Annotated in this window: 26 protein-coding genes and 1 other annotated feature; of the genes, 14 read left to right on the forward strand and 12 right to left on the reverse strand. The window is 41.8% G+C overall.

Features of this window, described 5'->3' with window-relative positions:
- The coding region (locus J2S05_RS19425; protein WP_306985791.1) for a hypothetical protein at positions 1 to 259 on the reverse strand (259 nt) is incomplete at its 3' end.
- A 251-nt stretch (positions 260 to 510) separates the two neighbouring features.
- Here J2S05_RS19425 and J2S05_RS19430 point away from each other — a divergent pair.
- The 10 genes from J2S05_RS19430 (at position 511) to rsmI (ending at position 7,425) form a co-directional block, all read left to right on the forward strand.
- The gene (locus J2S05_RS19430; RefSeq protein ID WP_306985793.1) at positions 511 to 711 is read left to right on the forward strand and encodes a sigma factor G inhibitor Gin; all 201 of its coding nucleotides are present in this window, start codon (positions 511 to 513) and stop codon (positions 709 to 711) included.
- 112 nt (positions 712 to 823) lie between these two features.
- A complete protein-coding gene (locus J2S05_RS19435; protein ID WP_306985795.1) occupies positions 824 to 2,269 on the forward strand; it encodes an aminotransferase class I/II-fold pyridoxal phosphate-dependent enzyme in 1,446 nt (481 codons plus the stop codon).
- 1 nt (position 2,270) lies between these two features.
- Positions 2,271 to 2,912: a dTMP kinase gene (gene tmk, locus J2S05_RS19440; protein WP_306985797.1), complete on the forward strand. Its 642-nt coding sequence runs from the start codon at positions 2,271 to 2,273 to the stop codon at positions 2,910 to 2,912.
- An 18-nt stretch (positions 2,913 to 2,930) separates the two neighbouring features.
- Complete coding sequence (locus J2S05_RS19445; RefSeq protein WP_306985799.1) at positions 2,931 to 3,260, forward strand: cyclic-di-AMP receptor; 330 nt, start codon at positions 2,931 to 2,933, stop codon at positions 3,258 to 3,260.
- Between the two features lie 25 nt (positions 3,261 to 3,285).
- Positions 3,286 to 4,275 carry a DNA polymerase III subunit delta' gene (gene holB / locus J2S05_RS19450; protein ID WP_306985801.1) on the forward strand — a complete coding sequence of 330 codons (990 nt, stop codon included), beginning with the start codon at positions 3,286 to 3,288 and terminating at the stop codon, positions 4,273 to 4,275.
- A gap of 3 nt (positions 4,276 to 4,278) precedes the next feature.
- Complete coding sequence (locus tag J2S05_RS19455) at positions 4,279 to 5,109, forward strand: PSP1 domain-containing protein (protein ID WP_306985803.1); 831 nt, start codon at positions 4,279 to 4,281, stop codon at positions 5,107 to 5,109.
- A gap of 12 nt (positions 5,110 to 5,121) precedes the next feature.
- Entirely contained in the window at positions 5,122 to 5,472 is a 351-nt protein-coding gene (gene yabA, locus J2S05_RS19460) for a DNA replication initiation control protein YabA (protein ID WP_306985805.1), read from the forward strand.
- A gap of 90 nt (positions 5,473 to 5,562) precedes the next feature.
- Entirely contained in the window at positions 5,563 to 6,300 is a 738-nt protein-coding gene (locus tag J2S05_RS19465; protein ID WP_306985807.1) for a tRNA1(Val) (adenine(37)-N6)-methyltransferase, read from the forward strand.
- Complete coding sequence (locus J2S05_RS19470) at positions 6,297 to 6,587, forward strand: GIY-YIG nuclease family protein (protein ID WP_306985810.1); 291 nt, start codon at positions 6,297 to 6,299, stop codon at positions 6,585 to 6,587. Before J2S05_RS19465 ends, J2S05_RS19470 begins: the two co-directional genes overlap by 4 nt.
- Complete coding sequence (rsmI, locus tag J2S05_RS19475; RefSeq protein ID WP_306985812.1) at positions 6,559 to 7,425, forward strand: 16S rRNA (cytidine(1402)-2'-O)-methyltransferase; 867 nt, start codon at positions 6,559 to 6,561, stop codon at positions 7,423 to 7,425. The genes J2S05_RS19470 and rsmI overlap by 29 nt, the downstream gene beginning before the upstream one ends.
- A 141-nt stretch (positions 7,426 to 7,566) precedes the next feature.
- Here rsmI and J2S05_RS19480 read toward each other — a convergent pair whose 3' ends face one another.
- Positions 7,567 to 7,851, reverse strand: a complete 285-nt coding sequence (locus tag J2S05_RS19480) for an AbrB/MazE/SpoVT family DNA-binding domain-containing protein (protein WP_306985814.1) — start codon at positions 7,849 to 7,851, stop codon at positions 7,567 to 7,569.
- Between the two features lie 346 nt (positions 7,852 to 8,197).
- On the opposite strand from J2S05_RS19480, the gene J2S05_RS19485 reads away from it, so the two are divergent.
- The 3 genes from J2S05_RS19485 (at position 8,198) to metG (ending at position 13,335) form a co-directional block, all read left to right on the forward strand.
- Positions 8,198 to 9,154, forward strand: coding sequence for a DNA double-strand break repair nuclease NurA (locus J2S05_RS19485; protein WP_306985816.1), 957 nt, complete (start codon positions 8,198 to 8,200; stop codon positions 9,152 to 9,154).
- Positions 9,155 to 9,178: 24 nt separating this feature from the next.
- Positions 9,179 to 11,011, forward strand: coding sequence for an ATP-binding protein (locus J2S05_RS19490; RefSeq protein ID WP_306985818.1), 1,833 nt, complete (start codon positions 9,179 to 9,181; stop codon positions 11,009 to 11,011).
- A gap of 48 nt (positions 11,012 to 11,059) precedes the next feature.
- Positions 11,060 to 11,304 (forward strand) — a binding site (T-box leader).
- A gap of 54 nt (positions 11,305 to 11,358) precedes the next feature.
- Entirely contained in the window at positions 11,359 to 13,335 is a 1,977-nt protein-coding gene (metG, locus tag J2S05_RS19495; RefSeq protein WP_306985820.1) for a methionine--tRNA ligase, read from the forward strand.
- A gap of 47 nt (positions 13,336 to 13,382) precedes the next feature.
- On the opposite strand, the gene J2S05_RS19500 is transcribed toward metG, so the two are convergent.
- From J2S05_RS19500 to J2S05_RS19540, 9 genes are all read right to left on the reverse strand, one after another.
- Positions 13,383 to 14,618: a hemolysin family protein gene (locus J2S05_RS19500; RefSeq protein WP_306985822.1), complete on the reverse strand. Its 1,236-nt coding sequence runs from the start codon at positions 14,616 to 14,618 to the stop codon at positions 13,383 to 13,385.
- 148 nt (positions 14,619 to 14,766) lie between these two features.
- On the reverse strand, positions 14,767 to 15,210 hold the full coding sequence (locus J2S05_RS19505; protein WP_306985824.1) for a hypothetical protein: 444 nt from the start codon (positions 15,208 to 15,210) through the stop codon (positions 14,767 to 14,769).
- A gap of 20 nt (positions 15,211 to 15,230) precedes the next feature.
- Positions 15,231 to 16,757, reverse strand: coding sequence for an ABC transporter substrate-binding protein (locus J2S05_RS19510; protein ID WP_306985826.1), 1,527 nt, complete (start codon positions 16,755 to 16,757; stop codon positions 15,231 to 15,233).
- Positions 16,754 to 17,770: an ABC transporter ATP-binding protein gene (locus J2S05_RS19515; protein ID WP_306985827.1), complete on the reverse strand. Its 1,017-nt coding sequence runs from the start codon at positions 17,768 to 17,770 to the stop codon at positions 16,754 to 16,756. Before J2S05_RS19515 ends, J2S05_RS19510 begins: the two co-directional genes overlap by 4 nt.
- Entirely contained in the window at positions 17,763 to 18,773 is a 1,011-nt protein-coding gene (locus tag J2S05_RS19520; protein WP_306985829.1) for an ABC transporter ATP-binding protein, read from the reverse strand. Before J2S05_RS19520 ends, J2S05_RS19515 begins: the two co-directional genes overlap by 8 nt.
- Positions 18,770 to 19,672: an ABC transporter permease gene (locus J2S05_RS19525; protein ID WP_306985831.1), complete on the reverse strand. Its 903-nt coding sequence runs from the start codon at positions 19,670 to 19,672 to the stop codon at positions 18,770 to 18,772. Before J2S05_RS19525 ends, J2S05_RS19520 begins: the two co-directional genes overlap by 4 nt.
- A 24-nt stretch (positions 19,673 to 19,696) precedes the next feature.
- A complete protein-coding gene (locus J2S05_RS19530; protein ID WP_306985833.1) occupies positions 19,697 to 20,611 on the reverse strand; it encodes an ABC transporter permease in 915 nt (304 codons plus the stop codon).
- Between the two features lie 34 nt (positions 20,612 to 20,645).
- Positions 20,646 to 21,266 carry a TetR/AcrR family transcriptional regulator gene (locus tag J2S05_RS19535; RefSeq protein ID WP_306985835.1) on the reverse strand — a complete coding sequence of 207 codons (621 nt, stop codon included), beginning with the start codon at positions 21,264 to 21,266 and terminating at the stop codon, positions 20,646 to 20,648.
- A 151-nt stretch (positions 21,267 to 21,417) separates the two neighbouring features.
- Positions 21,418 to 22,260: an aldo/keto reductase gene (locus tag J2S05_RS19540; protein ID WP_306985838.1), complete on the reverse strand. Its 843-nt coding sequence runs from the start codon at positions 22,258 to 22,260 to the stop codon at positions 21,418 to 21,420.
- A gap of 210 nt (positions 22,261 to 22,470) precedes the next feature.
- On the opposite strand from J2S05_RS19540, the gene J2S05_RS19545 reads away from it, so the two are divergent.
- Positions 22,471 to 23,412, forward strand: a complete 942-nt coding sequence (locus tag J2S05_RS19545) for an ABC transporter substrate-binding protein (protein ID WP_306985952.1) — start codon at positions 22,471 to 22,473, stop codon at positions 23,410 to 23,412.
- A 50-nt stretch (positions 23,413 to 23,462) separates the two neighbouring features.
- Here J2S05_RS19545 and J2S05_RS19550 read toward each other — a convergent pair whose 3' ends face one another.
- Complete coding sequence (locus tag J2S05_RS19550; protein WP_306985840.1) at positions 23,463 to 24,632, reverse strand: acyl-CoA dehydrogenase family protein; 1,170 nt, start codon at positions 24,630 to 24,632, stop codon at positions 23,463 to 23,465.
- Positions 24,633 to 24,768 lie beyond the last annotated feature (136 nt).

The raw sequence follows: 24,768 nt of genomic DNA on the forward strand, positions 1-24,768 counted from the left end.
CCCCTGCGAGAGTAGAACGTTGCCGGGCACCAAAAAAGAACCCCTTCATCTGATGGTTGATCCATTGGGTGAAGGGGTTTTTTGTGTAGAGATTCGTCGGTACCAAGATAAAAAGTTCAATAGCAAGACCAAGGCTAGATAAATCAAGGTGGATCGCACTTATATCAAGAAGAGGAGGGCGACAGCAAGAGAGATGGAGGGCTAACCAAGACCAAGCGGCGATTACCAAGCTCCAGACATCTAAACGAATCCTTACCAAGCTCGACTCCTCTATACCAAGAAAGAACCTGATCATACCAACCCGCATACCGCTACATCCAGAGAAACTAACAATTTACCAAGCGCAACTCTCCCCATTTCGAGAAAAACCTCCCCCCTCATCAAAAATTACGCTCAAACAATGATTTCATAGGCACATAGACCGGCATCTGCGAATATATGTAAAGGAGAGTCAAAGTAAGGTTTGGAAAAAGGATGTATGGGCGATACTGATACAAAGGAGTGAGTCTAATGAAGAAAACAAGTGTCATACATGTTCAGCTAGGCCATACCTGTTTAATCTGTGAAACAAGGAAAACTGAAGGTTATAAGCTTTGTCATTCATTTGTTTGCGAATCTTGTGAGCGGAAAATTGTAACGACTGATGTGAGAGCGGATGATTACATGATTTTTGTGAACAAAATGCGTGGAATATTGCCTGGACAGTATTAAGTATAAGAATGAGACAAGCTACGTAGTAAAGGCTTGTTTTTTTTGTTTAGTCTCAGCTTATCATACGCTAGAATAGGAGAGAGAGTGTAGGAAATGAAAGAAGGAGAGAGACATGAAAGACGATATAATAAACGTTCCACTTGTTCGGGCGCTAAAAGAACATATGGAAACAAAGCCCGAGTCATTTCATGTACCTGGTCACAAAAACGGAAAGATTATTCCGAATGGATTAGATTCCTTCAAAGAGATCTTTCCTTACGATATGACTGAAATTGAAGGATTGGACGATCTTCATGATCCATCAGGAGCAATCAAAGAAGCGCAGAGGCTACTAGCAGAATACTATGGCTCATTAAAGAGTTACTTTCTCGTTGGAGGAAGTACTGTTGGGAACTTAGCTATGGTCTATGCGCTATGTAAGCCTGGAGATGTCGTATTGGTACAACGGAATAGCCACAAATCGATTCTCCATGCTGTTGAATTAGCAGGGGTAAAAGCAGTTTATTTAACATCAGAGAGGGATGAGGAGTCAGGGCACGTAGTTGGTCTAACGGAGGAGATTTTAACGGAGGCCCTCAACGATTATCCTCAAGCAACGGCTCTTATCATGACGTATCCTAATTATTATGGTGTCTCGCGCCATCCGGGAAAGATCATTCGTGCAGCTAAGGAAGCTGGATTGCTCGTATTAGTTGATGAGGCCCATGGTGCTCACTTTGTGTTAGGTGATCCTTTTCCTGTGTCAACGGTAAACGAAGGCGCTGATATTGTCGTGCAGTCTGCCCATAAAACTCTACCCGCCTTAACAATGGGCTCGTACCTTCATGTAAGCGAACATCTACATCAAGGTCAACTAGAAGATGTCGAACGGGCCTTATCCATGTTCCAGTCAAGTAGTCCTTCTTACCTCATTATGGCCTCCTTAGATGCTGCAAGAGGTTATTTAGAGTCTTATACAAATGAATGTCTGACTACGACAATGGTTTCTATCCAATTTTTTAAAAAAGGATTAAATGCTATACCTCAATTAGAGGTTGTGGAATGGGACAAAGGTGGGTATCAATACGACCCACTAAAGGTTACAATAAAATCAACATCTTCTTTAACTGGCTTTCAACTTCAAGAGCTATTGCATCGAGAGGGAATAGATGCTGAAATGGCTGATGAACGGCACATTCTGCTGGTTATGGGTTTAGAACCTTTGGACAATTGTGAGGATGTGCTGAAGACATTTACTCGTGTATTAGCTCCTTATGTTAGCAATCACGATGATGCAACTAAAAAAGAGAAAGTTACAGTGCCATCTTCGTCTTCTGAAGAATATAATAAGAATATACATAGCTTAAAAAAAGAACGGGTTCCTTTTAAAGAAGCGGAGGGTAGAGTGTCAGCTGAGGCTGTCACTCCATATCCTCCTGGCATCCCACTTCTGTACCCTGGTCAGAGGATTAGTAAAGAAGTGCTTCAACAAATAGAGCATCTACAGCAAGCGGGTGCTAGATTTCAGGGAACAGATGTAGTGAAAATAGGGATCTATGTGGTGAATTTGGAGGATTAATATGAATAAAGGGTCATTTATTACATTTGAAGGTGGAGAAGGAGCAGGAAAAACCACCGTCATCGCGAATGTTGAACAATGGTTTATTAAAGCAGGTCATGATATTTTGCGAACAAGAGAGCCAGGCGGAATAACCATTGCAGAAAAGATTCGAACGGTTATCTTGGATGTAGAGCATACAGAGATGGACGGAAGAACGGAAGCTCTTCTCTATGCGGCAGCTAGACGACAGCATTTAGTTGAGAAGGTTGTACCAGCGATTGAAGCGAATAAGGTTGTTCTGTGTGATCGGTTCATAGATAGCAGCCTAGCTTATCAAGGGTTTGCGAGAGGATTAGGTATAGATGAAGTTCTATCCATTAATTCATTCGCTATTGATGGACATATGCCAGATCTAACTATCTATTTCGATGTGGATCCGGAAGTTGGTCTATCTAGAATCCAACGTGACCAAGAACGAGAGTTAAACAGATTAGATCAGGAAAAGCTTGAGTTTCATCACTTAGTAAAAGAAGGGTATCGTCAAGTGAAGAGTCGCTATCCAGATCGAATTCACACAGTGAACGCGAATGAATCCATTGAAACGGTCACTGAAGAGGTGATTCGTGTGATTCAGTCGCATTTAAGCTATAATAGTAATTAAAAGAAGGAGTGGATGAGAGTGAAATTAATCATTGCGGTCGTACAGGATAAGGACAGCGCAAGGCTATCAGACGCCCTTGTTAAAGAAGACTTTAGAGCGACAAAGTTGTCTAGTACAGGTGGGTTTCTAAAAGCTGGAAATACAACGTTCCTTATTGGGATAGAAGATGAAAAAATAGGTGAACTTATGGCGATTATTAAGAAAAATTGTAAAAGCCGAGAGCAGTTGGTTGCCCCGATTTCTCCGATGGGAGGCAACGCAGATTCCTATGTGCCGTACCCAGTAGAAGTACAGGTTGGTGGCGCAACGGTCTTTACTTTGCCTGTTGAAGAGTTTGAACAATTTTAATGGCCAAAAGTAAGGAAGTGTGAACATGGCAACTTGGAGTGAGTTACAACATACACAGCCAAGAGTCGTTCCCTTTATTTTAAAAAGTCTTGAGAAGGACCGACTCTCTCACGCGTACATATTTGCCGGAGAGTCTGGTACTGGAAAAAGAGAAATAGCTCTTCAGCTAACGAAGAGCTATTTTTGCAGAGAGCGGAATGGGACAGAACCTTGCGGACAGTGTGTGGATTGTAGACGAATTGATAAAGGCAATCATCCTGATGTTCATATGATTGTGCCAGACGGAGCATCTATTAAAAAGCACCAGGTTGAATTCCTCCAGAAAGAGTTTACGTATCGTGGAGTGGAGTCATCCCATAAGATTTATGTGATATCTGAAGCGGACAAAATGACTGCTAGTGCAGCGAATAGTTTGCTAAAGTTTCTAGAAGAACCAGAATCACCAACTCTAGCACTATTGTTAACTGAAAGGGAATCAGCCCTGCTACCGACCGTACGTTCGAGAAGTCAGCAATTATCCTTTCATCCGTTATCTAAATCTGTTTTTAGTGACAAACTTCAGGAAATGGGTATGTCTCGATTGCAATCATTGCTACTTGCAGAAATTACGACAAACTTCGAACACACGAACCATTTAAATGAGGGAGATTGGATTGCACAAGCCCGAAGCGTAGTGATACAATTGATGGGAGAGCTTTATCTTAGACCGAATCAGGTTCTGCTCACATTGCAGGATAAGTGGCTTCCAATATGTAAAGACAAGGAACAGCAGGAAGCTGGTCTTGATATGATACTCTTATGGTTGAGAGACCTTCTATATATACAGACGGGAAAATCAGATACACTCGTTTTTCCAGATCAACAAGATCAATACGAACAACTTGCGCTCTCCATTTCACAGCAACAGATAAGTGAACATCTGTCCAGCGTGTTGGAGGCAAAACGTCATCTGAACGCTAACATGAATTACCAGCTTGTCATGGAGAAGCTGTTGCTCAGCATACAGGGGGTATAGACGTTGCATCAAGTTGTAGGAGTTCGCTTCAAAAAAGCGGGCAAAATCTATTACTTCTCACCAGGTGAATTTAGGTTGGATCTAGGTGAGGCAGTAATCGTTGAAACGTCACGAGGAATTGAGTTTGGGAAAGTAGTCATTGCCGAAAAACAAGTGAATGAAAATGATGTAGTCCTTCCTTTAAAACAGGTTATCCGTTTAGCGACAGCTAAGGATAAACTAACCGTAACGGAAAATGAGGAGGCAGCACTTCAAGCATTTGAGGTGTGTTCGGAAAAAATTGTGGAACATCAACTAGATATGAAATTGGTTGATGTTGAATATACATTTGACCGGAATAAAGTGCTTTTCTATTTCACGGCAGACGGACGCATTGATTTTCGCGAGCTTGTAAAGGATTTGGCAGCTATCTTCCGTACAAGAATTGAATTAAGACAAATCGGTGTAAGGGATGAAGCCAAGATGCTTGGTGGAATTGGTCCCTGCGGACGTGTACTTTGTTGTTCTTCTTTTCTTGGAGATTTTGAACCGGTATCTATTAAGATGGCCAAGGATCAAAACCTCTCATTGAATCCAGCTAAAATTTCAGGTCTATGTGGACGATTAATGTGTTGCTTGAAGTATGAGAATGACACATATGAGTCTGCAAAGAAGGAACTTCCTGATGTTGGAAGGAACATTACCACTCCAGATGGAAAAGGTAAGGTTATCGGATTGAATCTTTTAGAGCGCCTTGTACAGGTATCCATGTATGAAGGAGAGGATCAGGTGCTCGAGTTTACGCTGGATGAACTGAACGGAACACGGGCTGTATCAGCTGAATCCGCAGAATGATGGGGTGGAAACGTGGACAAGAAGGCAATCTTTAAGAAGGTTAGCCAGATGGAGGAAGGCATTGGACAGCTTCACCAAGAATTAAGTGGACTCAAAGAGCAGTTGGCTTATCTTGTGGAAGAGAACCACTACCTCCAAATAGAGAACAAGAATTTAAGGGAGCGTTTTGATTGGGAGACGCAGCAGAATGAGGAACAAGCTCCTGCCGAGCACAAAAGTAAACCTACAATTGGAGAGGGGCATGATAACTTAGCCCGTCTTTATCAAGAAGGATTTCATATTTGCAATACGCATTATGGAAGCTTACGTGCTGATGGAGAAGACTGCTTATTTTGCCTGTCTTTTCTACATCAAAAGAAATAAGTATGACTCCACCCGAAGAGAAGAGGTCAACCCGATCAAGCATATTGGGATGGCCTCTTCTTTTTATCATTTTAAGAAGGAGTGCAACAAATGAAGCTGTTAGAAAATGAACGACTAGATTATATTCCTGGTACACCTTTTTCGATTATCCAGAGTGCCGAGGTCTTTTCTTTCTCAATGGATGCAGTTCTCCTTGGGCGATTTGTTCGCATTCCTATACAGAAGGGCAAAATAATAGATCTATGCAGTGGGAATGGTATTATTGGCTTAGTCCTGAGTGAAAGAAGCAAGGCTGAGATTACATCTGTTGAACTGCAAGAGCGACTTCATGATATGGCCCTGCGTTCGGTTGACTATAATAACAAACAGGAGCAGATTCGCACTGTGAATGCAGATCTAAAAGATATGCCAACATCCATCACTGCAGGCTCCTTTGATGTGGTAACATGTAACCCGCCATACTTTGAGGCAAATGCACAATCAGATCGAAATCAAAATCATCACTTTACGATTGCACGTCATGAAGTGTATTGCACGCTTGAGGATGTCATTCGAACGGCAGCCTCACTAGTTAAACAAAAGGGAAAAGTAGCTTTAGTACACCGACCCGAACGATTAACGGATATGATTGATCTCATGAGACGCTATCGAATTGAACCTAAACGAATGCAGCTCGTCCAGCCGAATCAAAGCAAAGAAGCTAACATTGTTTTACTTGAGGGGATAAAAGATGGGAAACCAGGATTGACCTGCCTACCTTCATTAAGCGTATACGGAGATGATGGCGCATATACCGATGCGTTTCGGGAGGTTTATGAAAAAAAATGACCGAGATTCACTATGTTTATATTATTCAATGTCGAGATCATACTTGGTATACAGGATACACAAACAATTTAACAAAACGACTTGAGATGCATACCGAAGGCAAAGGGGCAAAATATACCCGTGGAAGAGGCCCATTTCAATTAATCTGGCACGAGGAATTTACGAATAAAACAGAGGCTATGCAGTTGGAATACGCATTAAAAAGAAGGTCTCGATCTAAGAAAGAAGAATACGTGAGAGAAAGGAAGGGGATGGCAGATGCAACAGCAAATCAGCTATCAGACTGAATCAGGAAAAGGAGTATTGTACTTAGTGCCGACCCCAATCGGTAACTTGGAGGACATGACTTTTCGTGCCGTACGAATGCTAAAGGAAGCAGATGTTATTGCGGCAGAGGATACACGCCAGACTCGCAAGCTATGCAGTCACTTTGATATCCATACGCCGCTTACTCGGTACGATGAGCATACAAAAGATAAGGTTGGTGCGCACCTTATTGATCAAATTAAGGAAGGAAAAACACTGGCACTAGTGAGTGATGCAGGTATGCCTGCAATATCTGACCCCGGACAAGAGATTGTGAAGCTCGCTATTTCCGAGGAAATACCGGTTATTGTTTTGCCTGGAGCTAATGCAGCCTTAACGGCACTTGTTGCATCAGGGTTATCGACAAATCAATTTCATTACTATGGATTTTTATCACGGCAGAAAAAGACAAGAAGTCAAGAACTAGAACAGCTATCCGCTATCAATGCTTCTTTAATTTTTTATGAATCACCGCATCGAATTAAAGAAACATTAGCAGCGATATATGAGGTGTTGGGTAATCGCAAAATGAGTATTGGTCGAGAGCTCACGAAGAAATTTGAAGAGTATCAAAGAGGAACAGTGGAAGAGGCTTTAACATGGGTAGAGGTCGGCACAATTAAAGGGGAATTTGTTTTGGTTGTGGAAGGTACGACAGAAGAGAAGCAGGTTGAGAAGTGGTGGTCTGAGCTTACCATTAATCAGCATGTTGATCACTATATCTCACTGGGTATGGCTTCAAAGGAAGCTATTAAGCAGGTGGCAACAGAAAGAGAAGTACCGAAAAGAGAGATCTACCAAACATATCACATTGAATAGTGAATAGTTTCAGGATCGAGTATGAATAGATTAAAAAGCTGATTTTCCCACTATGTAAAAAAGGGGAAATCAGCTTATTTTGTGATAGGATAAGCATTGAATACAAAAAAAGACTCCTATAGAAGGAGTCTTAGATAAGAATTATTTATTGTTTGTTACATATTCTTGTAGATCTTTAAGGATATCTTCAGCACCTTGTGGGCTTAGGATGATCTTACCGTTTGCAATAGATAGGTTATCATCAGAAACCTCTCCAGTGATTTGGCAAGTCATGTTTGGCTTGTATTTCTTAAGAATGATACGCTCGTTATCAACATAGATCTCAAGAGCATCTTTCTCAGCGATGTCCAACGTGCGACGAAGCTCGATTGGAATAACTACCCGTCCTAATTCATCAACCTTACGTACAATACCTGTAGATTTCATACTATATATATCTCCTCTCGAGTATAAGAGATCCAGTTCATTCTAGGAAACTATAATCCAAGAATGATAGGAACTCAATTTTATTTATTTGCGTCATAATTCGACATTTTTTATCTACACTAAGAATACCAAGGTTTCCAAATCAAGTCAAATGTTTTTTTAGAAAAAGTTTAGAATTTGTTCTACTTAATGATTGGGAAAATACATAGTATATTTAATTAGAGTAAATAAAAGGATATTATAGATTTAAGCTTTATGTCATACTAATCTTCTATACCCTGATACAATAGGTGTTAATCATTTTAAGGGGGATGAATAGCTTACTAGTAAAAAGGATGTGTTTTAAGTGGATATCGAACATGATCTAGTGGAGAAATTAAAGAACGTAGGAGAAAAGCTTCGAAATAGCTATAATCAGTCACATACCGGTAACGACACGATTCGACAAAAACTCCATAAAAGTCAGTCTGTTTTTCGACAAATGCAGCATCTAGAAAAGACGAAATTAAAGGAAATCCTTCGTAATAAAGAGATTGCTGGTGTAGATGGTTCGGTGAATCAGACAAAAGGAGAGCCACCTCATGTCATTTACTTCTTTCAATCACTAGCAAAAACAACAACGGGGCATGAGGTAAGAAAGTCTGATATATATGTACCGCTTTTAGATGATACGAATGATGAGGAAGCCGTTCAACCTCTTAAATGGAGATCACATTTACTAGCGAAACTTGAGTTACAAGCAGCCGTACAATTAATAGAAGAAAAAGAGCTCTCTTTCTTATTAATGGATGGCGCTCTCTATCATTATCGAATTGATGCCGAAGAAGATTGGGAGAAACTTCGCCAGCTAGCGTTAGATAAAGATGTCATGCTTGTTGGTGTATCTGAAGAAATAACGACGGAGAATCTAGTAAAATTGGATGCGTTCTCTGATTATGCAAATAAACCGTATTGCTATGATCGTGATATGCTGTTTGGTGTACTTGAAAAAGGAGAAAGCATTTATATAGAAGAAATCCAACATAAAGCGGGTTTGCAATCTGTTTGGACCCGGTTCGGATTAGCACCCCAGATCACAGGATTTGATATGCTAGAAGAGCAGGCACACCGTCGAGAGGAAATATCAGATTTGCTATTCACCTTAACGCCTAAAGAAGGTAGGGGCATCCCGCTTTGGCTTGATTATGTCGATCGTGACATTCGAATTACAGATAAATTGGTAGATGGATTACTAGAGCAATATTTAGATGCAGACACGCGGCATCGTTACTTTACCCGAAAGCGGAGTGACAGACCGTATTAATAGAGACAGTAGGAGATGATTCAGATGCAGATTGTGGGTGTAACCACACAGCATGAAGTGTATGTAGCTTCAAAGACTCATAAGTTTAGAATGAATGAACTGGTTGTTCTTGAGGATGCGGATTTGCATCACCCAAAAGGAGAGGTAGTTGAAACCTTCTCGTACAACCGATATATTCCAATGGGCTTTGATAAAGGACTTGCGGACCAGAGTGTACTCGAAACGTTAGAACAGATTGGCTACGATATTGGCGCTGATGATATTCATTTAGCCAAAGTACGCTTATTTGAGGAAGCTGTGCAGCCGATTCAAACAGGGGCAGTTGTTCGTCATCCGGCTTTTGAAGAGATAGAAGACCTATTAGTCACAACCTCTGCACGTGACGGCATGGTGCTAGGTGAAATCAAATCAACCGACTTTATCGCACCTTCCTTACCTGAAGAATTGGATGGATTATTGCATATGCAGGAGCAGGGTATACTGCGTAAACAAAATGGTGTGCCGTTTATTTTTGATATCCGTGCCATGCAGCAATATCCACACATTGGAGTGTTTGGCGGATCGGGATCCGGTAAGTCTTTTGGCTTACGGGTCATGCTGGAGGAGTTAATGAAGCTCAAGATTCCTACACTGGTATTTGATCCACACTTTGAGATGAATTTCTCTGCTCAATCCGAGGGTGTGGAGGATGCGCCAGGGTATTCGGATCGTTATGATGTTGTCCAAATTGGTCGGGATGTGGGAGTTGATTTCTCTGCACTTTCAACAAGAGATGTAGAACGGCTGCTCTCTGCATCAGGTTCTTTAACTGAATCAATGGTGAATGTCATCCAAAGTATACATAAGCGCCGCGACAGTTATCAATCCTTCAGTGACCGGGTCGCAAATTTATCTGAAGCACTAGAAATGGGTAAACAAAAAGTAGAGGGTATGCTGCATGATGGTGGGATGTCGAGAGATGAGATTAGTCGTTTTAGTACATTTAAATCATTATTAGACCAATATGGCAGTTTGCCTCTCTCTTCTGTAAAAGGCATTCAATGGAGAGCCAATCGTCTGAATCAGGCAGGGTTATTTCAGCAAAATATCCGAGCGATTGAAACAAGTATTCATCAAGGGAAATTGGTTGTTATCCAAGGGGCAGTCTGGTTGCTACAGGTGTTCTCTAGTTATGTGATTGGTTCACTGTACGGACAGCGACGTAGTTATCGCGACGCCAAACTGCAGCAACAACAGGGACAATTTTTCCCACCGTTTGTCGTGGTGACGGATGAAGCGCATAACTTTGCTCCAAAAGGGTTTGACGCACCAGCTAAATCTGTTTTAAAAGAAATTGCGCAGGAGGGACGGAAATACGGGGTCTTCCTCATCTTTGCGACGCAGCGGCCGACCTTGTTAGATGAAACGATTACGGCTCAGTTGAACTCTAAATTTGTCTTCCGAACCGTTCGGGGAACCGATATCCAAACCATTAAAGAAGAAACAGATCTAACGAGTGAGGAGGGCAAACGTTTGCCATATTTACGCTCTGGTGATGTCTTTGTCTCTTCAGCGATTATGGGACGGACAATGGCTGTACGTATTCGGATGGCCCATTCAACAAGTCCTCATACATTAAATCCATTTGATGAGCTTCAGCAGATGAATGCACAGGGAGACGAAACCGTACTCGAAGCATTGCATTCGCATTTGCCATTATCAGAAATGAATTTAATGAAGGAACTCACTCAGTTAAATCGCGAAGCAGGTAAGAGTTGGGATGTGTCTACCTGGAAACAAGAGCTTGAACGATTATGTCGTGATCAGAAGCTTGTTAAGCAGAAGACACCGTTTGCCACGCTTTACGACCGTGCTTGACACGGTTGGGGTTGATTCGGTATATTCTAGGATATACTGATTCATATATTCATTCCAATGAACGGATAAGTACACGTTACAGATTCACACAGAGAGCTGGGGGAGCTGAAAACCAGTTGAGGATGTAAGTGGAATATGGTCTGGGAGGATTCTGTCTTCGAGTGGCGACTTCGCCATAAGGGGAGAGCGTAGCTGGCGTTAACAGTTAAGTCATGATGACTTTATGAGCCCTTCTGTTGTGAAACGAAGGGGAACTTGGGTGGTACCACGTGAGCACAGCTCTCGTCCCGATTGCGGACGAGGGCTTTTTTGTATGGAAAAATGGAAATAAGTAGAGGGGGCATACCATGTCTGAAGAAAACAAAAGCTTTTATATTACGACACCAATTTATTACCCGAGTGGTAAGCTTCACATTGGTCATACGTACACAACAGTATCTGGAGACGCGATGGCTCGTTACAAACGTCTGCGCGGCTATGATGTTCGTTTTCTAACGGGTACGGATGAGCATGGTCAAAAGATTGAAAAGAAAGCAGCAGAAGAAGGGCTAAGTCCGCTTGAATTTACCGATAAAATGGTCGCACCAATTCAAGCATTATGGGAAAAGCTTGATATCTCCTATGATGATTTTATCCGTACAACGGAAGATCGTCATAAAGTCGTAGTGGAGAAGATCTTTGAGCAACTGTTAAAGCAGGGCGATATTTATCTTGATGAATATGAAGGCTGGTACTCGGTTCCAGATGAAACGTTTTATAGTGAGCGCCAGCTTGTTGATGTGACGAAGGACGAAAATGATAACGTAACAGGTGGAAAAAGCCCTGATTCGGGACATCCAGTTGAAAAGGTTCGCGAGCAGTCTTACTTTTTCCGGATGAGCAATTATGCTGATCGTCTCTTGGCTCATTATGAAGCCAACCCGGACTTTATCCAACCTGCTTCACGCAAAAATGAGATGATTAATAATTTCATTAAGCCTGGTCTTGAAGACTTGGCTGTGTCACGAACGACATTTACTTGGGGTGTGCAAGTGCCAAGTAATCCTAAACATGTGATTTATGTTTGGATTGATGCATTGGCGAATTACATCACAGCTCTTGGCTATGGTACTGAGGATGATTCCCTCTATCAAAAATACTGGCCATCAAATGTTCATTTAGTCGGAAAAGAAATCGTTCGATTCCATACGATTTATTGGCCGATTATGCTAATGGCGCTAGATCTACCACTCCCGAAAAAAGTATTTGGTCATGGTTGGTTCTTAACAAAGGACGGCAAAATGTCCAAATCAAAAGGGAATGTCATTGATCCAGTTCCGTTAATTGATCGTTATGGCTTAGATGCTATTCGTTACTATTTGCTACGTGAGGTACCGTTTGGTTCAGATGGCGTGTTTACACCAGATGCTTTTGTAGAGCGAGTAAATTATGATCTAGCGAATGACTTAGGGAATCTCTTAAATCGAACAGTCGCGATGATTCAGAAGTACTTTGATGGGGATATTCCGGCGTATGTGAAAAACGGAACTCCGTTTGATGAGGATTTGCTTGATTTAGTTGGAGCGACTGTTACTAAAGTAGAGAATGCGATGGAAGAGATGGAATTCTCCATTGCTCTAACAGCGATCTGGCAGCTTGTCAGCCGTACGAATAAGTACATTGACGAAACTCAGCCATGGTCACTTGCAAAGGATGAAGGGGAGAGAGAACGTCTTGGTACCGTTATGTATCACCTTGCTGAGTCTCTGCGTATTATCTCTGTTTTAATCCAGCCATTTATGACAAAGACACCAGGTAAGATCTGGGAGCAGTTGGGTATAAAAGAAGCTCAAACAAGCTGGGATTCGATTCTAGAATTCGGACAATTACCAGCGGGAACAAAGGTAAGTAAAGGTGAGCCAATCTTCCCTCGTTTAGATGTAAAAGAAGAGGTTGCCCACATTGTTGAATTAATGGGTGGTAAGGTAACAGAGGAAGAGCCTGAAGAAATAGAGGATGAGAGTCAAATTACGATTGATGACTTTACGAAGGTTGAATTACGTGTGGCTGAAGTCACGGCTGCGGAACCCGTTGAAGGAGCCGATCGTTTGTTGAAAATCCAGCTTGACCTCGGTTACGAAAAGCGTCAGGTTGTATCCGGTATTGCGAAATACTACAAGCCAGAAGACTTAGTTGGAAAGAAAGTTATCTGTGTAGCGAATTTAAAACCGGTTAAGCTACGTGGAGAGCTGTCACAGGGGATGATCTTGGCAGGCTCTAAAGGTAAAAAGCTTCAGCTTGCTACCATTGATGGTGCACTTCCAAATGGAGCGCAAGTGAAATAAATGAAAAAGCAGGACTACGCATTATTCATTGCGTGTCCTGCTTATTTTTATTCTTCTTCTATTTCTACTTTAGTAACACGTACACTGCTGACTTTCCTCGTATCGACTTCAAGTATTTCAAAATGAAGATGATCAAACGTAACCGTCTCACCGACGATCGGCAGATACCCGAATTGCTGCAGTAGAAATCCAGCGAGGTTATCCTCTCCTTCGGGAATCCGTGTGTGAAAAACAATATTTAGGCGGCGTAAGGCAATTTTTCCATCACAAATGATTTCAGTGTCTGTCTGTTTTTCGATCAACACATCATCAATATCTGTCTCATCTTCAATGTCTTGTCCAATAATGGCCTCAATGAGGTCTTCATGTGTAATGATGCCCTCAGTTCCCCCGTATTCATCTAGAACAATGGCGATATGCTTCTTTTCTTGAATCATACGTTGAAAGACGCTGTTGACCGGTTGAAATTCATTCACAAACATCGGATCGAGATCAGCGACATCTCTTGCTCTTTTTTGAGGGTCCTTAAACCAAGCAAGTACAAACTTTGAATGAAACACACCAATAATATGATCCAGGCTCTCCTCGTATACAGGATAACGTGAGTATTGATTTGTAGATAGAAGCTCTTGGGCTTCGTCAAACGTCATATCAGCAGGGATACCATGCACATCAATTCTTGGCGTTTTAAGAACATCCGCAACGTTTAATTGCTGAAAATCGAGCATGCTTTTTAATCTGTGTACTTCCTCATTTTCGAATGTTCCTTCTGTTTGCCCAATGTCAAACATGGCTCTCATCTCTTCTTTAGAAAAAGTGGTTTGATCCACGTCCTTTTGTCCAATAACCTTAATAACTAAGTGAGTTAACCCATTTAGTAAATATGTAGCTGGCTTTAAAATAATGAGCAGTAAGCGTGTTATAGGATAGACCATATACGCAATCCGATCAGGATAGGCTGCTGCTACTGATTTCGGTAATACCTCAGCAAAAATGATGATGGCTACGGTAAGGACTCCGGTAGCAATTCCAACATTAATTCCATGTTCCAAGGCTACGATGGTGACGAGGGAAGGTAGGACGATATTCGGTACATTATTTGCGACAAGTATACCGGGAATAAACTCTTCAGCATTAGATACAAGCTTTAACAATCGTTCGGATTTTTTGTCGCCGTTGGTAGCTTTACTTTGAAGTTTAATTTTATTGGCAGCAGTTAGGGCTGTTTCGCTGCCCGAGAAAAAGCTTGAAGCAATAAACAAGGCTATAATCGCAAAGATCAAGAAGGTTCCCTCCAGTTTGGCCCATAAGCCAACAGGCGAATGGACAGTTACTCATATCATATAGTTGACGAATGGTAAGGTCAAGAAAGTAGGGCAACAGTAAAAAACCACCCTGCCTTCAAATCGCTTGGCAGGGTGGTTCGTTAGATTATGATTTTATGGCTGTGGCGTGTGTGATGGTCAACATTTGTTTATCATCCACTTCGGATACATCTGTTATCGACCAATTAGGCGATAACAATGTGCGAACGGTGGTTGCTTGTTGATTCGTTAAAGGAACCTGAACAAATTGCTGTTCCTCTAATGTGTAATCAGCAGGCTCCTCTAAAGAAAACATCAGCTTCAACAATCGTTTGATGCCATACACAGACAGGAATTTTACTTGATAGCCATCTGTAATAGCTTTTTCAATCCGTTCTGAGTCATCTGTCCATGAGACATAAAGATCTTCGTAATCAAAGGTTGTATCATAGCTTTGGAACCGGGTTACATCATTCTCTTGTAGACCCTTGATGATATCTTCTCCACTTACCCCGTTATGTCTAAGGGTTTCGACCATAAATGCTTCCCATTGTGATAGGGGGATTGTCATGATGAGATTGCCTCCAAATGTTAGTTTAATGTGATGTCATCTACGTAGTATAGTTCATCCAGTCGTGGTGTGTAGTCAATACGATCACTCACACCATATCTTCCTTGTAGTTGGAATAAATACACAACGCCGCGGTCTTCGGCAAGAATTTGTTGGATTTCTTTGAATTGCTCCGCACGTTCTTCTTCGTTCATGTTCGTAGCTGCAGCATCAAGCAATGAATCAACCTCAGGATTGTCATAGCTCGTCACATTTGATTCTCTAAATAGCTCTAGTGTACTTCCGTCAAACATATCATTACCCCAACCTACAAAGACACCCTCACGTAATTCTTCATTAAATAGTCTCTCAGCAAATTGGCTTTGTTCAACAAGTTCAATATCTGCTGTGATACCTACATCGGCAAGCATACCTTCCATTACTTGAGCCATTTCCGTGTAATAGTTGTTTACGGAGATTTCAACGGTTACTCCATCTTCATAGCCAGCTTCAGCTAAGAGCTCTCTGGCACGCTCCTGATCATATTCGAATGTATCGTAAAGCGATTCGTCAGCCCCAAAGTTTCCGGGAGAAATCTGAGTACGAGTCGCCGTCCCAGCACCATTTAGGATTTCATCAATGATGACTTGATTGTTAATGGCTAGGTCGATCGCTTCACGTACAGCAGGATCTGCAGTGGCAGCTCCATCTTCTGTGGAAAGCCATAACTGAATTACTCGTTGAATAGGCTCAACAGCCACGTGCGTACCATCATTATCATCGATACGATCAAAGTCTGCGGTCGGAATATTAAAAGCGATATCGGTTCCATCAGTCAAGAGTTCAGATACTCGAGTAGAATCCTCAGGTACGACATTAAAATGAACGGTATCCCAATTGGGCTCGCCTTCAAAATAATCCTCAAATTTCACAAGCTCTACTTGTTCGTCCCGATTCCAATTGTTTAATTCATACGGACCGGTTCCTACAGGATCTTGGAAAAACTCATCACTTCCGACTTCTTCAAAGTAGGCAGCTGGAAGAATGCTAGCGCCAGCAATCGCCAGTCGACTCAACAGTTGTGGATCAGGCTCATTTGTGTGGATACGTACAGTCGAATCATCAATGACTTCAACAGAATCAATAATGTTGAAGGTAGAATACTGTTGCAAGGAATCATCCTTAGCAACACGCTCTAGGGAGAACTTAACGTCTTCTGCTGTAAAAGCATCTCCATTTTGGAATGTAACGTCAGGCTGCAAGTTAAATTCCCAGGTCTGATCATCAATAGGTTCCCAATCTGTTGCAAGGTCTGCAATGATTTCACCTGATTCATCACGCTTTACCAGTTTATTATAGATGTTCACAAGTACAGCAGATGTTGTGATGACACTGTTGTTTTGTGGATCAAGTGTTGTGATATCAGCAGGGTTAGCGATCGTTAATACGTTATTTTCTTCTGAATCATCACTAGATGTAGAGGGAGAATCAGGATCTTCTATTCCTCCGCAAGCAGTTAGAACAAGTAAGCTAGATAATACAGGGACTGATAATTTAGTCCAATTCATAATGTTTCCTCCTCATATTGTGTGTTTGAATCATTTGGGTAAAAACAAGCGTGATAGTGTCGTGTTCCATCTTCTATAAGATCAGGCGTCTTCTCTAAACACATGGGTTGTCCATATGGACATCGAGTGTAGAAGGAACAGCCACCTTTTTGTTGAAGCATGCTTGGAGGCTCTCCCTTAACGAGAACGTGTTTTTTTCGGTCTCTAGGATGAGAGGGTGGGACCGCCTGCAGCAACCCTTGAGTATAAGGGTGCTTTGGATTAGAGAATAGAGTATCTTGGTCGGCTAGTTCAACAATTCTACCTGCATACATAATCGCCACGCGGTCACTGATATGTTTAACAGCTGGCAGCCCATGAGCAATAAATAAGTAGGCCATGCCATAGTCTTGCTGTAGCTTTTTTAATAAATTTAAGATCTGAGCTTGAATAGAAACATCAAGAGCAGAGACCGGTTCATCACAGATGATCAGGTCTGGTTTTAAAGCTAAGGCTCTTGCAATACTTAAACGCTGACGTTGACCGCCGCTAAATTGATGCGGATAGCGATTTAAATGGTGTGTACCCAGTCCGACTTCTTCTAATAACTCAACTGCGCGTTCCGCTCGTTCTTGATTGGTCAGATTCTCATGAATCAATAATGGTTCAGTTACGAGATCTTTTGCCCGCATCCGAGGATTCAAAGATGAATATGGATCTTGAAAAACAGCCTGTAGGTGTTTACTGGATTGTCTTTGTTCACTAGCAGTTTGAGTGTGTAGGTTCTTCCCTTGAAAATAAACCTTTCCCCCAGTTGGTTCCAATAATCGAAGAATAAGCTTGGCGAGTGTGGACTTACCTGAACCAGATTCACCAACAATCCCAAGTGTTTCCCCGCGGTAGATGGTTAAGCTGACACCATCAACTGCCTTTAGCAGAGGCGGGTGTTTCTCTCGCCATTTTTTCTTCAGAGGAAAATGCTTCTGTAACTGCTCAACGACTAGCAAAGGTTCCGTTTTATCTGAGTTAAGCAAAGTTATTCGCCTCCTCTGATATAGGATGGATGCAGCGGACGTAATGGTTGGGCCGCTGCTCCTCTAATGCAGGGAGCTTCAAACAGGCATCTGTTGCTTTTGGACATCTAGGATGAAACGGACAGCCTTCAGGAAGCCTCGCTAGATCAGGTGCATTTCCTGAGATCACATCGAGCCACTCCTTCTGTTCATCGAGCTTAGGCACTGCTTTTAACAACCCGAGCGTGTAGGGGTGTTTAGGGTGATCAAATAGCTCAGTTACTGTTGCTTCCTCAACAATTCTACCCGCATACATTACCAGCACTCGATCAGCAATATCGGCTACAACCCCCAGGTCATGTGTGATAAATAAAACACCGGTTTCCTGTGCTTCATTTAACTCCTTTATTAACGCGAGAATTTGTGCTTGAATCGTTACATCAAGAGCCGTAGTAGGCTCATCAGCAATTAACAGCTTAGGTGATGAAGCTAAAGCGATGGCAATCATCACTCGCTGTCGCATACCACCTGATAATTGGTGAGGGTATCTGGATGCGACTTGCTCTGCATCGGGTATATCGACCTGCTGTAATAAGTTGATGGCACGCAGTTGACGCTCCTTACGGGTAAGGTCTGTATTAAGCGCTAAGGATTCTTCTATCTGTTTACTTACTCTTTGCATTGGATTGAGAGACGACATTGGTTCCTGGAAAATCATCGCCATCTCTTTTCCTCTCAGCTTTCTGCGTTTCTTTTTAGAGAGTGGAAGGATATCTTCTCCCTTGTAATAGATGGTTCCATCTGATATCTCACCACCGGACTTTAATAATCCCATAATGGATAAAGATGTAATGCTTTTTCCTGAACCAGATTCACCGACAATGGCTACTACTTCTCCGGGCGCCACATGAAAGGACACGTCGTTCACGACCGTCACGACTTGTCCTTTTCCAGCTGAAAAGGTTGTCGTTAAGTCGTTAACAGACAATAGCATCTCCTGATTTGAATCATTTGTTTGGTTCATTTTGTATCGTCTCCTTGATAAAGTCTCGGATCAAGAAAGTCTCGTAGCCAATCTCCTAAAAATGTAATGGCGAGAATCGTAATGGTAATGGCTAACCCTGGAAAGGTAGCAATCCACCAGCTGGTTGCGATGTAGTTTCGGCCGTCATTTAGCATACCTCCCCACGTAATATCAGGAGGTTGAACACCAAGACCCAGAAAACTAAGGGAAGACTCGGTCATAATTGCTGAAGCAATGCCTATCGTGGCTACGACTGTAAATGAAGACAACACGTTAGGGAAAATATGCGTTCTTATAATATGAAAATGACTAGCACCTTGGGTTTTTGATGACTGAATAAATTCACGTTCTTTTAGACTTAATGTCTCGCTGCGCACTAATCGAGTATATTGCACCCAGCTCGTTAGGCCGATGACAAGAATGAGTGTCCAAAGACTGGGTTCAAGTACAATGACTGCAACCAATACAAGCAATAATGTTGGAATAGCGAGCATGGCATCAACAAAACGCATCGTCAGTTGGTCAAACCAACTACCACCAAAATACCCGGAAACAAGGCCGAGAATAAGCCCGATACAGCCGGCAATCAATACGGAGAGAAACCCAACCAAAAGCGAGATTCTAGATCCATACACTAACCGGCTCAACACATCTCGGCCAATATTATCCGTGCCTAAGATATGCTCGAGTGACCCCCCTTCTAACCAGAATGGGGGGATTAAGCGCTGAGTGGCATCACTGGCATACGGACTGTGTGGTGCAATCCAAGGAGCTGCTAAAGCTAATAGGACAATAAGAATAAACACAATCAAACCACTTATTCCAAGAGGAGAAGGTACTCGAAAAAAGCGAGTAGAGAATAGTGTATTCGCTTTTTTTCGTTTAGTAAGCTTTTTCATCAAGCTGTCCTCCATTTAATCAAACTACTCATATTTAATACGTGGATCGAGAAACCGATAAAGTAAATCAGTCAAAATATTGACGACAATGGTTATTAAAGCAATCACAAACACGATCGCTTGAACAACGGCCATATCTTTCGCTTCCATGGCGCGAAGTAGTAATCTACCGATTCCTGGCCAAGAGAAAACCGTTTCTACTACAATGGCTCCACCAATGAGCTGTGGAAATTGCAAGCCAATGATTGTGACAACTGGAATTAACGCATTCAAAAACACGTGTTTGCTTATGACAATCCATTCCAGCTGACCTTTGCTGCGAGCTGTCTGCACGAATTCTTGATCCAGTATCTCAAGAACACTGGCTCGAATTAATCTGGTCATCTCAGCAGCTAAAGCCACACCCAGCGTAATAGAAGGCAAGACAAAGTGCATGGGAGAGCTAGCTCCAGATACAGGAAAGATCTGAAAGGTGACAGCAAAGAAAAGAATAAGCATAATACCAATCCAAAAGTTAGGCATTGCCTTGCCAACAATTGAAATGGCTGACACGAGAAAATCAATCAATGTGTTACGTTTTAAAGCAGCAATGATACCAAGCGGAATCGAAATCCCAATCGCAACGAACATGGCCATGGCAGACAGCCAGAGTGTCGCGCCTAGGCGTTCCGTCACAAGACCCAAGGCCGGCTCATTATAGAGATAGGACTCTCCAAAGTTTCCTGTTATTAAGTTCTTCATATAGTCAAAAAACTGAATATAAAAAGGTTGATCTAATCCCAATGATTTAGCCAAAATCGCTCGATCCTCAGCTGTGGCATTTTCCGGAAGCATCAAGGATACTGGGTCACCTGCAAGATAAACGAGGGCGAAAATAATAAAGGCTAAAATAATAAGACTGGGAATGATTTGTAATAATGATCGTTTGATATAGGACATGGCTCCACCCCGACTTAAATGAAATTCAATGAATCTAATTGCTTGCTATTCTTCCCCCATGTAAGCCAAAGAACTCAAATTGTACAACTTCCTTAGCTAATTCCTGTGGATTCAGATTCATTAGGTCTTCATCATCAAACAACCAACGGTGCATGATGCCTCGAACAAAGCTAGTCAGCATAATCGCTTGCATATCCGTAGACCCAGTATTCTTTAACATACCAAACTCCTTAGCTCTAAGGATATTCTGTTTAAAAGCATCTTCCATATGATAATGGATGTTGTTCACCTGATCTTGAATCACTCGATCAACATCTCTTCCACTTTCTAAGAGCAGCTTTAGAAACTCTGAATTTTCTTTAACGAATGTGAAGATATCGGTCATCAATTTTTCAGAAGAAAGAATCATGTCTTCAATGCTACCCGGGGTTTTACGATAACCCTGCTTAATGACCTCCATCAGCATTTGCTCGCCTTCATTTAAAATCTCAAGCATAATGGCCGATTTATTTTTAAAATGCCAATAGAAGGTACCTTGAGCCACTTCAGCGTGCTTTACTATAGAAGAAACTTTTGTAGAGTGGTAGCCATCACGAGCAATGAGTGTTTGAGCACTATCTAATAGCTTTCTTTTTCGGTCAATTCGATTCGACATATTCAAACCCCTTTTATGTAGATTGACAAGTCAGTCAGTTTAATATCGATAATGTTAATATATTTACTAGGGATTAAAAAGTCAATACCTATTTAAAATAGTCAGAACTAAAAAAGAACCCCTACACATAGAGGTTCTCGAAGCTTCGTGATTAAAACTCTTCATATGTAGCAGGATCTTGATCGTGGATTCGACCATCTGATCGAGTTAGTTGACTGATTGTCTGCATCTCTTCATTAGTTAATGAAAAGTCAAAAACCGATAGATTTTCCAACTGACGATCCGCGGTCGATGCCTTAGGTAGTGGCAAGGCACCGAGCTGAATATGCCAACGAAGGATAATTTGTGGTATCGACTTTTGATGTGAGTGTGCAATGGTTTGAATTTCTTTGTTTTCAAGCACATGACTTGCACGACCAAGTGGACTCCATGACTCTGTAACGATGCCATGCTCCTGATCGAAGGATCGTTGTGTTTCCTGAGAAAAATAAGGATGAAGCTCTACTTGATTGATACTTGGTGTCACTCCTGTTTCTTGAATGATGCGTTCTAAATGCTCAGGCAAGAAATTCGAGACACCAATCGAACGAATTAATCCCCATTTCTGCGCGTCGACTAAAGCCTGCCACGCTTCAACAAAGAGCTCCTGTTTTGGGTTCGGCCAATGAATTAAATAGAGATCATAATAATCTAACCCAGCACGTAACAGCGATTCCTGAATGGTTTTGACGGCTTTATGATAACTATGATGTCTACCGGGTAACTTCGATGTGATCCGAAGCTGTTCACGTGGGACAGCACTTCGTCTAATGGCTTCACCAACTGCGCCTTCATTTTCATAGTTAAACGCTGAATCAATTAACCGGTACCCGACATCAATGGCACTAGCTATCGTGTTCACACCGGCTGTTCCTTTAATATTTGCTGTACCAAATCCAATCGAGGGAATGGTTAAACCATCATTCAATGTTCTAGTAGGAATGGAGTTTGACATGGTATGACCCCTTTCAATAGTTGAATTGTAGTTCTATACCCTGAAAGAAGCTAGTTTAGTACAAGAATCTTCATAAAGTAAAAATATAGAAGTGATTGACTTGTTTTATAACCTTTCATATAATTTAATTGATATTGATAATCGTTTTCAATTAATGAGGAGGAGAGCATCATTCAACATAGAAAAAGTCTTTATTTATTCATCTTAATGGTGTTTTTATTGGTTGGCTGCAGCGAAGCAAATACAGAAAGTGAGCAAACTAGCTCAGTTGTTGATGAGAGCAGTGAAACAAATGCAGAAGATAATGAAATGAGAACGTATACGGATGTTACGGGGAGAGAAGTTGAGATTCCTGTTCATCCAGAGAGAGTTGTCACTACTCAGTATGTAGATGCCATGATTACGTTGGGTGTAGAACCGATTGGAGCCCCGTCCCATGTATTAGATCGTGAGTATCTCTCTGGTATAACAGATGATGTTGAGGATCTTGGCTTTCCATTTAGTGTAGAGAAAGTGGTTGAGCTGGCGCCAGATTTGATTATCACAGCTGATCCTGAGGAAGTTGAACAATTAAGTATGATTGCACCAACTGTTGTTGTCCCTTGGATGTACGGAGATTTCTTCACTCAATTAGAGGAAGTCGCGAGTATTCTAGGAAAAGAAAAAGAGGCAGAAAAATGGGCTGCAGAGTTTGAGGATAAACTATCTGAAGTCAAAGAAGAAGTAGCTGGCGTATTTGGAGAGGATGAAACCGTTTCAATATTCATGGCTGCCGGAAATGATAATCTGAGATTATATGGAGGTCGGAATATTGGTCATATTTTCTATCGATCTCTCGAGCTAACGCCACCTCCTTACATTCAGGAACGGATTGAAGAGGACCCTGAGTTCCAGGAGTTTGTATTTGATGACGTTTCAATGGAGATGTTACCTGAATATGCAGGTGATCACATTGTGATGCTTGTATATGATCAAGAAGCTAGAGATGAAGGCGGCATGTATAGTCAAATTGAGCAGAGTCCACTTTGGCAGAACTTAGATGCGGTCAAAAATGATCAAGTTTATTATGTAAATGAAGAACCTTGGTTCGTCTACACCTCACTTGCTATCGAAAAGTCCTTAGAAGAAGTAAGCGAAATAGTCGTAAAATAACCTACAAACCCCGATCAATCGTGATAAACGAATGGTCGGGGTTTGTTTTGCTACTCATTTGAATGGTTTACTTCATCTATAGCCTTCTTAGCAAGCTTTGTAATCGTCATGTCATCCATTGGCGGGTTATGAAGCCCTGCGCGGATATCACGATAATAGCGCTGCAATGGGCATGAAAGCTCAAGGCTTTTAGCACCAACAATACGCATTGCTTTATCAACCACATGAATACTATTATTTACGACGGTATGCTTCACGACCCCAATTTCATTATCAATATGAGGGCGAGTATGCTCATCATCATAAGCTCGCGTAACAGAGTATATGAGGTGGCGAGACTGCATCATAAGCAGTTCCATTTCACCAATAGCAGTCTGCACGTTAGGAAGCTCACTGATTGTGCCAGATATACTGTTAGGAGAGTGTTCCGTTGCATAAGTGACTGCATAATCTCTTGCAGCCTGTGCAATGCCTAAGTAGTTCGCTGGAATATGAGTCATCCACGCATTCACATGGTTTCCGCGTGAACCGTCGTTAACCTCTACTAAATAGAAATCTTCTACTTTCACATTTTTTAACACGAGATCATGACTCTCTGTGCTCCGCATCCCTACCATATCCCAGTTCTCTCGGATGGAGATGCCTTCTGTATCACGATGGATGAGGAAGAAACCAACAGCCTGTTTCTCTTCAATCCAAACACCTACTAAATAGTAGGTAAGATAAGGGGACATGGATGTGAACGTCTTTTCTCCATTAATGACCCAAGAGTCACCACTTCGCACAGCGTGTGTGCCAGGACGACCACCACGTGTTGGACTTCCGGTCTGAGCTTCACTAACGGCTCGATTCACTAAAGCCCCTTTTTTAATTTCTTTCGCAAAAAAAGAAAGCTGTTCCTCTGTCCATACACGCTTCTCGTAAATTTCTCCAACAACCCCTTGATGCCAGCTGATCGAAAGGGCTGTGGAGCCATCCATACTTCCAAGGGTTTCCTGGAAAAGTACTAAATCAGCTGTAGAAAGGCTACTGCCTTCATACGATGTTGGTAAGGCTAATGAAGTGTAGCCCATATCAATTAATGATTGAATGCTTTGTTTGGGAAAACGCGCTTGCTCATCATTCGTTTGTGCCTGTTGTTCGATTTGTTGGCGAAGCTGCTCCAATTTAGTTAGCCATTCTTGTTGAAATGAAGTTGTTGAAAATAAAGCTTTAGACACGATTTTTCATCTCCTCAATGAATCTACATTCAATTGTTTACCCTTTTTAGTAGTATTATATGACAAGTAAAACACACTTAACAGATAAGAGTTTATGAAAAGCTTATGGATAAAAGATTGTCACAGACCCCGTTCT

It is taken from the genome of Alkalicoccobacillus murimartini (assembly GCF_030813245.1).
Taxonomy (GTDB): Bacteria; Bacillota; Bacilli; order Bacillales; family Bacillaceae_D; genus Alkalicoccobacillus; species Alkalicoccobacillus murimartini.

Excerpts from the sequence above, each read along its gene's own strand:
- J2S05_RS19430 (WP_306985793.1), top strand. The coding sequence starts at position 511 with ATGAAGAAAACAAGTGTCATACATGTTCAGCTAGGCCATACCTGTTTA.
- J2S05_RS19435 (WP_306985795.1), top strand. The coding sequence starts at position 824 with ATGAAAGACGATATAATAAACGTTCCACTTGTTCGGGCGCTAAAAGAA.
- tmk (WP_306985797.1), top strand. The coding sequence starts at position 2,271 with ATGAATAAAGGGTCATTTATTACATTTGAAGGTGGAGAAGGAGCAGGA.
- holB (WP_306985801.1), top strand. The coding sequence starts at position 3,286 with ATGGCAACTTGGAGTGAGTTACAACATACACAGCCAAGAGTCGTTCCC.
- J2S05_RS19465 (WP_306985807.1), top strand. The coding sequence starts at position 5,563 with ATGAAGCTGTTAGAAAATGAACGACTAGATTATATTCCTGGTACACCT.
- J2S05_RS19470 (WP_306985810.1), top strand. The coding sequence starts at position 6,297 with ATGACCGAGATTCACTATGTTTATATTATTCAATGTCGAGATCATACT.
- rsmI (WP_306985812.1), top strand. The coding sequence starts at position 6,559 with ATGCAACAGCAAATCAGCTATCAGACTGAATCAGGAAAAGGAGTATTG.
- J2S05_RS19480 (WP_306985814.1), bottom strand. The coding sequence starts at position 7,851 with ATGAAATCTACAGGTATTGTACGTAAGGTTGATGAATTAGGACGGGTA.
- J2S05_RS19490 (WP_306985818.1), top strand. The coding sequence starts at position 9,179 with ATGCAGATTGTGGGTGTAACCACACAGCATGAAGTGTATGTAGCTTCA.
- metG (WP_306985820.1), top strand. The coding sequence starts at position 11,359 with ATGTCTGAAGAAAACAAAAGCTTTTATATTACGACACCAATTTATTAC.
- J2S05_RS19505 (WP_306985824.1), bottom strand. The coding sequence starts at position 15,210 with ATGACAATCCCCCTATCACAATGGGAAGCATTTATGGTCGAAACCCTT.
- J2S05_RS19510 (WP_306985826.1), bottom strand. The coding sequence starts at position 16,757 with ATGAATTGGACTAAATTATCAGTCCCTGTATTATCTAGCTTACTTGTT.
- J2S05_RS19520 (WP_306985829.1), bottom strand. The coding sequence starts at position 18,773 with ATGAACCAAACAAATGATTCAAATCAGGAGATGCTATTGTCTGTTAAC.
- J2S05_RS19525 (WP_306985831.1), bottom strand. The coding sequence starts at position 19,672 with ATGAAAAAGCTTACTAAACGAAAAAAAGCGAATACACTATTCTCTACT.
- J2S05_RS19530 (WP_306985833.1), bottom strand. The coding sequence starts at position 20,611 with ATGTCCTATATCAAACGATCATTATTACAAATCATTCCCAGTCTTATT.
- J2S05_RS19535 (WP_306985835.1), bottom strand. The coding sequence starts at position 21,266 with ATGTCGAATCGAATTGACCGAAAAAGAAAGCTATTAGATAGTGCTCAA.
- J2S05_RS19540 (WP_306985838.1), bottom strand. The coding sequence starts at position 22,260 with ATGTCAAACTCCATTCCTACTAGAACATTGAATGATGGTTTAACCATT.